Below are 10,872 nucleotides of genomic sequence, written 5' to 3' on the forward strand. Positions count from 1 at the left end.
CAACCGACCGACGCATCTCCCACTCGATCAGGCTTATTTCCCGGAACCCGTTACGGTTCCCGCCGTTGTAAAAGGTCCACTAAATTCAGGGGTTTCCGTGCTCAGCATCGTCGCCGCCTCGTCGGAGAGGCCAGACCATCCTTCCCACTCCCTTCCCGCCGGCCACACGCTGATCTGCTTCTCGCATCTTCGCTGGAATTTCGATTCTCACCGGCTTCAGCAACTGATGAGCCGCTTCGCGCGCGGCGGCCGCGTCATCTACTGGGAGGAGCCGGAGGAGGCGACGCCGGATTGCGAGCCGGCGCTCGGCGTGCGCACCTGCGCCGAGACGGGAGTCGTCGTGGTGACGCCCTCGCTCCCCGAGCCGATGAAGACGGCCGATCGCGACGGGGCGCTCCGCCGGTTGCTCAATGACTTTCTCGCCGAGGAGGATGGGCCCTTCATCCGCTGGTATTGCGATCCCGCCATGCTCGTCTTCAGCCGACACCTGGTGTCGGCGGCCACCATATATGACAGGGCGGTCGCGTCGCCTGGCAGCCTTCCGACACTCGAGCGGGAGTTGGGCGACGTCGCCGACTTCACCTTTACCGGCGACGCGGACGGCCTCGGCGCCAGGCTGGCGAGGGCAGTACGCCCGCTGGCGCCGGCGAACCTCAATAGGCCGCCGACGCTTCTGGCGGCCGAACCCCAGTTGGGCTGACCGCTCCCTACGCCGCTCGGACTCCTTGTCGGCCATGATCGGCCGCGATGCGCGGCGCGCCCGATTATGCTAAGGTGTCCTTCGCGAGTCTTTTTCAGCGACGAGCCGAGGGGGATTGCCATGAAGCCTGTATTTGGATTTCCAGGTTCGGTCGTCCTGCTCGCGCTCCCCGTTACGGGATCGTGGGCCGGGCAGGGAACGGCCGCCTCTTCCGTCGCGGCCCCCGAAACGAGCGCCGTCAGCTGCAGCAAGCTTAACGTCAACGGCCGCAAGCCGGGCGAAAGCCTGACGGTCAGCGTCAACGGAACGACCGTCGGGACCTTCTACGGCGACGCCGGTGTCTATCTGGCCCTCGAGCCGCGCATGCGGCCGGGGGTCAATCGAGTCCGGCTCAGCTTTGCCGCTCCGGGCGAGCCGGGACGTTCCGGAACCGAGGCCGAGTTGCGTTGCCTGGCGCCGGGGGTCGAAGCTTCCCGCGACACGATCCTGCGCCTGCAGCCGACCGCCAAGCGGCTTTCGGCGGAGATCGACGTCAATTACGTGCCGCGCTGAGACGGCTTCGTCATGCCGCCTGTCAGGCGGTTTCGAACTCCACGAATTGCGGGAGACCGCCGAAGCGTGACGGGGTTTCGGCTGGCGGGCGAGCCCCGCCAGTCTGGTGCACAGACCTTCCATATCGCCGGTGAAGACGTGTTGAAGGCCGAGCCGCAGCTGGGCTGAACGACCGCCCGGCCTTCGATTTTTCGCGAAACCGCAGCTTGCGCGGCCCGCCGCGATATTGCACCGTATTGTCTTCCTATCTCACCAGCATCGGCGCCGTCCTGGCGCGTTCGGGAGCTTATCTTCATGGTCAAGGGCATCGCCGCGCTTTCTCTCTTCCTGCTTTCCACCACCGCGCTCGCCGCCGAAAAGGATGAGAAGAAATGGGACGTGGCATCGCCGCCGATGGAAACCCATCCGGTCAAGATCGACGTGACCGAGGGCACCTGGATGAACCTCGATGTCAGCCCCGACGGCCGCACCGTCGCCTTCGACCTCTTGGGCGACATCTACACCATCCCGATCACGGGCGGCGCGGCGACCCGCATCGCCGCCGGCATACCTTATGAAGTGCAACCCCGCTTTTCGCCCGACGGCAGCAAGATCGCCTTCACGTCGGATCGCGGCGGCGGCGACAATATCTGGATCATGAACGCGGACGGCTCCAACCGGCGCCAGTTGACCGAGGAGGAGTTCACCCTCCTCAACAATCCGACCTGGAGTCCGGACGGGAAATATATCGCCGCGCGCAAGCATTTCACGACCGGACGCTCGCTCGGCACCGGCGAGATCTGGATGTATCACCTCGCCGGCGGAAAGGGCGTCTCGCTGGTCGAGCGGCCCGACCCCAAATATCAGAAGGAGCTGGGCGAGCCGATGTTCACGCCCGACGGCGAGAGCATCTATTTCACCCACGCCACCACGCCGGGCAACATCTTCCAATATGCCGAGAACTCCAACGCCGAGCTGTTCGCGATCGACCGCTACGACATCGAAACCGGCGAGCGGACGAAGGTCGCCGGCGGTCCCGGCGGCGCGGTCCGCCCGACGCCATCGCCGGATGGCCGGTGGCTGGTCTATGTGAAACGCGACCGGGCGCGGTCGAAGCTCTACATCAAGGATCTGAAGACCGGCGAAGAACGCAAGATTTACGACGATCTCGACCAGGACATGCAGGAGACCTGGGCGGTCCATGGCGTCTATCCGAATATGGACTGGATGCCCGATTCAAGCTCGATAATCTTCTGGGCGGGCGGCAAGATCCACCGCATCAACGCCGATGGATCGGGCCATGCCGAAATCCCCTTCTCGGTTTCGGACACGCGCGCGGTGGTCGACCCGCCCCGACCGGAAGTGAACGTCTATAGCGACACCTTCACGACCAGGATGCCGCGCTTCGCCAGCCTGTCGCCGGACGGACGTCAGGTGGTGTTCGCCAGCCTCGGCCGGCTCCATATCAAGGACGTCGACGGCGGCGCGCCGCGTCCGCTGACCGCGGCCGACGGCGATTTCCAGCTCTTCCCCTCATGGTCGCGGGACGGCTCCCGCATCGTCTTCGTCAGCTGGAACGACCAGCGGCTCGGTGAAATCCGCACCGTCGCCGCCGACGGCAGCGGCATGACGACCGTGACGAAGAACCCCGGCCATTATCGTCGTCCGCGCTTCTCGCCGGACGGCCGCACCATCGTGTTCGAAAAGGGCGAGGGCGGCGACCTTACGTCCGAGACCTGGTCGGCCAGTCCCGGCGTCTATCGGATTTCCGCCGCCGGCGGCGAAGAGGCGGTGCGCCTCACCACCGAGGGGGGCAATCCCCATTTCGGCACGTCGAACGAGCGCATCTTCATGGAGCTGCGCGAGGACGACAAGCTGAAGCTCGTCAGCGTCGACTGGAACGGCCACGACAAGCGCACCCACGCCCAGGGCGAGATGGTCATCGGCTATGAAGTCTCGCCGACCGGCGACTGGATCGCCTTCCGCGAGAATTACAACGCCTTCCTGATGCCGTTCTTCGGCGGGGCCGAGACGATCGAGGCCGGCGCCAAGGCGTCGCAGCTTCCCGTTACCCGAGTGAGTGGCGATGGCGGCCAGTATCTGCACTGGGGCGCGGGCGGCCGCACCCTCGCCTGGAGCCTTGGGCCGACGCTGTACAATGTCGATGCCGCGGCCGTGATCCGGGCCGGCGACGACAGCGAATATACGGCGCCCAAGACCGGCGTCTCGCTCGCCATGACGGTTCCCTCCGCCAAGCCCGACGGTCTCGTCGCCCTCACCGGCGCCAAGATCATCACCATGTCGGACGAGAATGGCGGCGTCATCGAGGATGGCGTCATCCTGATCGAGGACAACCGCATCCGCGCAGTCGGCCCGCGAGGGTCGGTGGACGTTCCCGCCGGCGCCCAACAGGTCGACGTCACCGGCAAGACGATCATCCCCGGCCTGATCGACGCCCACGCCCACGGTCCCTATGGCGAGGACGACCTCATTCCGCAGCAGAACTGGCAGCAGCTGGTCCATCTCGCCTTCGGCGTCACCACCGCTCACGATCCGTCGAACACCGCCAGCGAGGTTTTCGCGGCGGCCGAGATGCAGCGCGCCGGACTCATTTTGATGCCGCGCGCCTTTTCGTCGGGCGAGATCGTCTATGGCGCCAAGGCGCCGGGCCGTTATGCGGTGATCGACAATTATGATGAAGCGCGCGCCCACGTTCATCGCCTGAAGGTCCAGGGCGCGCACTCGATCAAGAACTACAACCAGCCGCGCCGCGATCAGCGCCAGCAGGTGGTGAAGGCCGCGAAGGAAGAGAATATCGCCGTCGTCGCCGAGGGCGCGTCGCTGTTCGGCCAGGACATCACCATCATCCAGGACGGTAACACGACCCTGGAGCACAATATCCCGCAGTCGATGCTCTATGAGGACGTGCTGAGCTTCTTCAGCCAGACCGGTGTCGGCTACACGCCGACGCTCGGCGTCACCTATGGCGGGCCTGGCGGCGAGCCTTACTGGATCCAGGAAAGCCAGGTCTGGAAGCATCCGCTGCTGACGCAGCATGTGCCGACCGACGTCCTCAATGCCGAGCTTGTCCGCGTAGAAACGGCGCCGGAAGAGGATTATGCCGATCAGGTGAGCGCCCGCACGGCGGACATGCTCGCCGACCGGGGCGTGCCCGTCTCGATCGGAGCCCATGGTCAGCAGCAGGGCATCGCGGCGCACTGGGAAATGTGGTCGTTCGTGCGCGGCGGCATGACACCGCTCGAAGCGCTGCAGGCGGCGACGTCGGTGCCGGCCATGGCGCTCGGCTTCAAGGATATCGGCACGCTGGAGCCGGGCAAGCTCGCCGATCTCGTCATCCTCGACGCCGACCCGCTGGCCGACATCCGGAACAGCGACGATGTCGACAAGGTCATGCTGAACGGCCGCCTCTACGACGCCGCGACCCTGGCCGAGGAAGTCACCGGCACCAGCACGCTCCAGCCTTATTATTGGGAGGATTGACGGGTGTGGGGGAAGGACGTGTCCCAGGCACCCGCCCTCCTGCCGCTCTCCGCATGGGCTCGCTAGGAATTCGGTAATGCCTTTCATGCATCTTCTCCCCTATTCGGGGGAGAGGGGCTGATGGGCATGTACAGGAGAAATCTCGCTCTGGCCGGGGATCTGATCGCCCGCGCCCAGCCTCGGCTGGTCGAACAGCGATCAGAGCCTAGGCACAGCGATTTCGTCGAGCGCGCCGTCATCACCTTTCGCGGCCAGGACCATCTCGTCCCCGTCGTCAACATTTCCTCGCGCGGCACGATGGTCGAGAGCGACATCGTTCCGCGCATCGGCGAATCCGTCGCCGTTCAGTTCGAGGGCTGCACGCGCATCCAGGCCTTCGTGCGATGGATCCGAGACGGCCGCCTCGGCCTCAACTTCGGCCATGAAATTGTCTTGGGCTAAACGAGTATAATGCCATGTTTCTGACCCGGATCGCCCCCGACGGCGTTGTCGAGACGCGCCGCCGCGAGACCCGGCTGCCAGTGTCCACCGAGGTAGGCCTGCGGCCTTTCGGCGCGGCCGGAGCCGAGGCGCGCCTCATCAACATATCGAGCAACGGCTTCATGGCCGAGACGAAGGCCGATGTTGGCAAGGGGAGCCGGGTGTGGCTGACCCTGCCCGACGGCAGCCGCGCCAGCGCGCTCATCATCTGGTCCAAGGAAGGGCGCCTGGGGGGTCAGTTTTCGGACGCCATCGATCCCCTGGTCGTGTTCCAGGCGCTGGGCCGGATCGCCTCGTCGGGCGCCAACCCTTTCCTCAAGGTTGCCCAAGCGCCGTCAGCACGCTCGGCAAGATCCCCGAAACCATCCGCTTGATGCCCTGAAAATTGGGGTGGACGCCGTCCGGCAGCAGCAGCTTCCGGTCGCCCACGACATTGGCGAGGAAGAAGGGGTAGAGGTCCGCCCCGAACTTGCCGGCGAGGTCGGGAAAGATGCGGTTGAACTGGGTGCCATATTCGGGGCCGAGGTTGGGCGCCGCGATCATGCCGGCGATCAGCACCTTGATGCCGTGCCGGTCGAGCTCGGCGACGATCGCCTCCATGTTCGCGCGCGTTTGCCGGGGCGGGAGGCCCCGCAGCATGTCGTTGCCGCCGAGCGCGACGATGGCGAGGTCCGGTTTTTCCTCAAGGCCGTCCAGCGTCCACTGAAGGCGTGCGCGCCCGGCCGCCGTCGTATCGCCCGAAACGCCGGCGTCGGTGACGAACGTGCGGATGCCGTTGCGCCTTAGCGCCTGCTCCAGCTGGGGCGCGAAGCCCTGGCCCCTTGGAAGCCCATGGCCCGCCGTCAGGCTGTCGCCGAAGGCCAGTATATGGACGTCCTGCGCCAAAGCGGGGGCGCCCAGGCCAAGAAACACAAGCAGCGCCCAATGGACAAACAGCCGCCTTAACCCATATGCAAACCGTAACGACATCCGGATCCTCTTCCCCTTCATGACCAAGCCCTACGTCATCGACGCGTCGAATGTCACTCTGTCGCTGGGCTCTGGGGAGGCGCGTGTAGACATATTGCGCGGCATCGACCTTCGCGTGGCGAAGGGCGAAAGTGTCGCCCTGCTGGGGCCTTCCGGCTCGGGCAAATCCTCGCTGATGGCGGTGCTCTCCGGCCTCGAGCGCGCCACGTCCGGAAGCATCCGCGTGGCCGGCGCCGACTTTACCGCGCTCGACGAAGACGGCCTTGCCCGGGCGCGGCGCGGGCATATCGGCATCGTCCTCCAGGCGTTTCACCTGCTCCCGACCATGACGGCGCACGAGAATGTGGCGGTGCCGCTGGAGCTGGCGGGGGAGGATGACGCGTTCCCGATCGCGGCTGAGGAGCTGGAGGCCGTCGGCCTCGGCCACCGCCTCACCCATTATCCCGCCCAGCTTTCCGGCGGCGAGCAGCAACGCGTGGCCATCGCCCGCGCCATGGCGCCCCGCCCGGACCTCATCTTCGCCGACGAGCCCACGGGCAATCTGGACGGCAAGACCGGCCACGCGATCCTCGACCTGCTCTTCGCCCGCCAGGGCGACACCGGCGCCACGATCCTCGTCATCACGCACGACCCGGAACTGGCGATGAGGTGCGGGAGAGTGCTCGAAATGCAGGACGGCCGGATCGTGGCGGACAGCGCGCAATGAACCAACGAATCTGAAGATGAGCCTGGCTCTCCGCCTCGCCCTGCGGGACCTGCGCGGCGGTCTCACCGGTCTGCGTCTGCTCGCGATCTGCCTGTTCCTCGGTGTCGGTGCCCTGGCCGCCGTCGGTTCGCTCTCTTCCGCTATAGTTACCGGCCTGTCGGAGGAAGGCCAGTCGATCCTGGGCGGCGATATCCAGGTCGAGGTGGTCCAGCGGGCCGCCACGCCCGAGGAGCTCGCCGGCCTTCGCGCGGAGGGCGAGGTCAGCCACATCACCCGCATGCGCGCTATGGCGGCCCGGCCCGACGGCGCCGACAGCGTCCTCGTCGAGCTGAAAGGGGTCGACGGCGCCTATCCGCTCTACGGCCAATTCCGTCTCCAGCCCGGCGCCCTGGCGCCCCGCCCATCGGGAAACCAGGTCGCGGTCGCTCCCGAGCTGGCCGAGCGCCTTCGGCTCCATATCGGCGACAATATCCGTATCGGCACGGCGAGCCTCACCATCATCGGCCTCATCGCCGAGGAACCGGACCGGGTGGGGCAGGGTTTCACCCTGGGTTCCACCGCGCTCGTCGACCGCGCCGGCCTCGCCGCCACCGGTCTCGTCCAGCCCGGCAGCCTCTACACCAGCGCCTACCGCATCAAGCTTCCCGCCGGCATGGCCCTCGAAGCCGTCACGGAGCGCATCGAGGAGCGCTTCCCCGATTCCGGGTTCGACATCGACGACCGTTCGAACGGCGCCCCCGGTACGCGCCGCTTCATCGAGCGGCTCGGCCAGTTCCTTACCCTGGTCGGCCTCACCGCCCTCGTCGTCGCCGGCATCGGCGTTGGCAACGGCGTCACCTCCTATCTCGACGGCAAGCGCGGCATCATCGCCACCTTGAAGATGCTGGGCGCGACCAGCCGCACCATCTTCCTCTCCTACCTGCTCCAGATCGGCCTCGTCGCGCTGGCCGCGATCATCGCCGGCCTCGCCATCGGTGCGCTCGTTCCCTGGATCGTGACCCAGATCGCCGGCAGCGCGCTCCCGGTGCCGCCGCTCCTGTCGCTCTATCCGCAGCCGCTGTTGATCAGCGCGGCCTATGGCTTGCTCATCGCCCTGGTCTTCGCCCTGCTGCCGCTCGCCCGCGCTCGCACCGTCCCCGCCGCCAGCCTCTTCCGCGGCAGCCTGGACCTCCTTCGACGCCCGGGCTGGCGTCTCGTTATCGCGGTGGTCTTCGCCGCCGGCCTCATCGCCGCGCTCGCCGTCGCCACCGCGCGCGAGCCGGGCTTCGCCGCCGGCTTCATCGCCGCCGCGCTTGGGCTCCTGTTCCTGCTGACGTCGCTCGGCTGGCTGATCCGCTGGGTCGCCGCCCGGCTCCCACGTCCGCGAAACCCGCTCTTCCGGCTCGCCCTCGCCAATCTCCATCGCCCCGCCGCCCAGACCGGCAAGCTGGTCGTGGCCCTCGGCCTCGGCCTCACGCTCTTCACGACGCTGGCGGTGATAGAGACCAACCTGTCGGGCCAGATCCGCACGACGATTCCCGAGACCGCACCAAGCTTCTTCATGCTCGACATCCCCATCGAAGAGGTCGATCGGTTCCGCGCCCTCGCCACCGAAGCGGCGCCTCGGGGCGATCTCGTCACCATTCCCTCGCTTCGGGGATCGATCGTCGCCATAGGCGACCAGCGCGTGTCCGAAATGGCCGAGATTCCGGAAGGCGCCTGGTTCCTGCGCGGAGACCGCGGCCTCACCTACGCCCGCGAGATTCCGGAAGGGAGCCGGGTCGTCGAAGGACGCTGGTGGGCGCCGGACTATCACGGCGATCCGCTCATCTCGCTCGACGTCGAGGCGGCGCGCGCGGTGGGGCTTCAGGTCGGCGACACTATCACCGTCTCCATCCTGGGCCGCGAGATCGAGGCGAAGATCGCCTCGTTCCGCGAGATCAACTGGGACACGATGGGGTTCAACTTCGTCGTCATCTTCGCGCCCGGCACGCTCGAAGATGCGCCCCACAGCTTCATGGCGACCATCTCCATGCCCGCCGATGAGGAGCCCGCTTTCTCTCGCGCCGTCGCCAATGCCTTCCCGAGCGTATCGGTGATCCGCGTCAAGGAGGTGGTCGAAACGGTGGCCGGGATGCTCGGCCAACTGTCCGTCGCCGTCCGCTCGGCGGCTTCCGTCGCCATCTTCGCCGGCATCGCCGTCCTCATCGGTGCGCTCGCCGCCAGCCGCCGCGCCCGCATCTACGACAGCGTCATGCTGAAGCTTCTGGGCGCCACCCGCGCCCGTATCCTGATGGCGCAGGCGATCGAGTTCCTCGCCCTCGCCCTCATCGTCGCCACCTTGGCCTTCGGGCTAGGCGCGGGCGCCGGCTGGTATGTGGTCGTGGAGGTGCTGGAGCTCGAATGGGGGCCCGACTGGAGCGTCGTGACGCTCACCCTGGTCGCCGGTGCGCTGGTGACGCTGGTGCTGGGCCTGCTGGGCTCGCTTCCAGCGCTGGCGGCGCGCCCGGCCCGCGCGCTGCGCACCCTTTAAGTCGGGCCGACTCCGTCCTATTTCGCCATCAGTTCAGCGAAGGGGGCCACAGCAGCGCCGACCTACGCTATAGGCCCCGACGAAAGGACTCGCCCCATGAACGAAATGACCCGCATCTCCGCCCAGCCCGCTTATTCCGAAGGCGTCCAGAAACTGCTGAAGCGGGAGCCGGCGCTGTTCATCGACGGCGAGTGGGTGAAGTCCAGCCACGGCAAGACGCTCCCGGTCTACGATCCTTCGACGGGCCGCGAAATCTCCACCATCGTCGACGCCTCGGACGCCGATGCGGATCGCGCCGTCGCGGCCGCCCGCGCCACGTTTGATGACGGCCGCTGGTCGGGCCTCGCCCCTTATGCGCGCGACCGCGTCATCAACCGCCTCGCCGACCTGATTGAGCAGAACATTCCCGAGATGGCCGAGCTGGAATCCATCGACAACGGCAAGCCGCGGGCCGTCTCGGCCGGCTACGACCTTCCCAAATGCGTCCAGGCGCTCCGCTACATGGCCGGCTGGGCGACCAAGATTTCGGGCGAGCATATCGAACCGTCCGGCGCCCCGGCCGGCACCTTCCACGCTTATGTCCGGCGCGAGCCGGTCGGCGTCGCGGTGCAGATCGTGCCGTGGAACTTCCCGCTGATGATGGCGGTGCAGAAGATCGCGCCGGCGCTGGCCGCTGGCTGCACCGTCGTCCTGAAACCGGCCGAGCAGACGTCGCTGACGGCGCTTCGCCTCGCCGATCTGGTGGCGGAAGCGGGCTTCCCGGCGGGCGCGTTCAACCTCGTCACCGGCCTGGGCGAAACCTGCGGTGACCGCATGGTCCGTAGCCCGCTGGTCGACAAGGTCGCCTTCACCGGCTCGACCGAGGTCGGCAAGATCATCAACCGCGCCGCCACCGACACGCTGAAGCGCGTTACCCTGGAGCTGGGCGGCAAGTCGCCGGTCATCGTCCTTCCGGACATCGATATCGCCAAGGCGGGCGCCGGCGCCGCGCGGTCTATCTTCGCCAATGCGGGACAGGTCTGCATCGCCGGCTCGCGCCTCTACGCCCACCGCGACATTTTCGACAAGCTGTTGGAGGCGGTCGCCGAAAATGCCGGCAAGTTGAAGGTCGGACCGTCACTGGCGCCCGACACGACGATGGGCCCGCTCGTCTCGACCGAGCAGTTCGACCGCGTCATGGGCTATATCGACCAGGGCAAGAAGGCGGGCGCCTCGATCCTGCGCGGCGGCGACAGCCCGGGCGGGGAGGGTTATTTCGTGAACCCAACGATCCTCGTCGATGTGAAGCCGGAGATGAGCGTGGTGAAGGAGGAGATCTTCGGCCCCGTTCTCGCCGCCCAGCGCTTCGACGACCTCGACGAGGTGGCCAAGGCCGCCAACGACACCCCCTACGGCCTCGCCGCCACGGTCTGGACTCGCGACGTCTCGGCCATGCACAAGATGGCCGCGAAACTTCGCGCCGGCATGGTGTGG

The 10,872-nt window shown here is 67.0% G+C and carries 9 protein-coding genes; 8 read left to right on the forward strand and 1 reads right to left on the reverse strand.

Annotated features, from left to right (window positions below; genetic code table 11):
* The first annotated feature begins 97 nt into the window (after positions 1-97).
* The 5 genes from VIR62_RS15840 (at position 98) to VIR62_RS15860 (ending at position 5,586) form a co-directional block, all read left to right on the forward strand.
* Positions 98-700 (forward strand): hypothetical protein, encoded by a 603-nt coding sequence (locus tag VIR62_RS15840; protein ID WP_431872860.1) that lies wholly within the window; start codon positions 98-100, stop codon positions 698-700.
* A gap of 120 nt (positions 701-820) precedes the next feature.
* Positions 821-1,252, forward strand: a complete 432-nt coding sequence (locus VIR62_RS15845) for a hypothetical protein (RefSeq protein ID WP_431872861.1) — start codon at positions 821-823, stop codon at positions 1,250-1,252.
* A gap of 294 nt (positions 1,253-1,546) precedes the next feature.
* Complete coding sequence (locus VIR62_RS15850) at positions 1,547-4,732, forward strand: amidohydrolase family protein (protein ID WP_431872862.1); 3,186 nt, start codon at positions 1,547-1,549, stop codon at positions 4,730-4,732.
* Positions 4,733-4,858: 126 nt separating this feature from the next.
* Positions 4,859-5,173 (forward strand): PilZ domain-containing protein, encoded by a 315-nt coding sequence (locus tag VIR62_RS15855; protein ID WP_431872863.1) that lies wholly within the window; start codon positions 4,859-4,861, stop codon positions 5,171-5,173.
* Between the two features lie 14 nt (positions 5,174-5,187).
* Positions 5,188-5,586 (forward strand): PilZ domain-containing protein, encoded by a 399-nt coding sequence (locus tag VIR62_RS15860; protein WP_431872865.1) that lies wholly within the window; start codon positions 5,188-5,190, stop codon positions 5,584-5,586.
* Here the strand turns inward: VIR62_RS15860 and VIR62_RS15865 are convergent.
* Positions 5,528-6,124, reverse strand: coding sequence for an arylesterase (locus tag VIR62_RS15865; protein ID WP_431872866.1), 597 nt, complete (start codon positions 6,122-6,124; stop codon positions 5,528-5,530). The genes VIR62_RS15860 and VIR62_RS15865 overlap by 59 nt on opposite strands.
* Positions 6,125-6,200: 76 nt before the next feature.
* On the opposite strand from VIR62_RS15865, the gene VIR62_RS15870 reads away from it, so the two are divergent.
* The 3 genes from VIR62_RS15870 to VIR62_RS15880 all read left to right on the forward strand — a co-directional run.
* Positions 6,201-6,887, forward strand: a complete 687-nt coding sequence (locus VIR62_RS15870; RefSeq protein ID WP_431872868.1) for an ABC transporter ATP-binding protein — start codon at positions 6,201-6,203, stop codon at positions 6,885-6,887.
* 16 nt (positions 6,888-6,903) lie between these two features.
* Entirely contained in the window at positions 6,904-9,399 is a 2,496-nt protein-coding gene (locus VIR62_RS15875; RefSeq protein ID WP_431872870.1) for an ABC transporter permease, read from the forward strand.
* Positions 9,400-9,495: 96 nt separating this feature from the next.
* Positions 9,496-10,872, forward strand: a 1,377-nt coding sequence (locus VIR62_RS15880) for an aldehyde dehydrogenase family protein (protein WP_431872871.1), incomplete at its 3' end; no start/stop codon positions are given.

Source organism: Allosphingosinicella sp., from assembly GCF_036570505.1.
Lineage (GTDB): Bacteria > Pseudomonadota > Alphaproteobacteria > Sphingomonadales > Sphingomonadaceae > Allosphingosinicella.

What these genes read in the sequence shown, in the direction of transcription:
- VIR62_RS15875 (WP_431872870.1), top strand. Translation starts at nt 6,904, where the DNA reads ATGAGCCTGGCTCTCCGCCTCGCCCTGCGGGACCTGCGCGGCGGTCTC.
- VIR62_RS15855 (WP_431872863.1), top strand. Translation starts at nt 4,859, where the DNA reads ATGTACAGGAGAAATCTCGCTCTGGCCGGGGATCTGATCGCCCGCGCC.
- VIR62_RS15870 (WP_431872868.1), top strand. Translation starts at nt 6,201, where the DNA reads ATGACCAAGCCCTACGTCATCGACGCGTCGAATGTCACTCTGTCGCTG.
- VIR62_RS15845 (WP_431872861.1), top strand. Translation starts at nt 821, where the DNA reads ATGAAGCCTGTATTTGGATTTCCAGGTTCGGTCGTCCTGCTCGCGCTC.
- VIR62_RS15850 (WP_431872862.1), top strand. Translation starts at nt 1,547, where the DNA reads ATGGTCAAGGGCATCGCCGCGCTTTCTCTCTTCCTGCTTTCCACCACC.
- VIR62_RS15860 (WP_431872865.1), top strand. Translation starts at nt 5,188, where the DNA reads ATGTTTCTGACCCGGATCGCCCCCGACGGCGTTGTCGAGACGCGCCGC.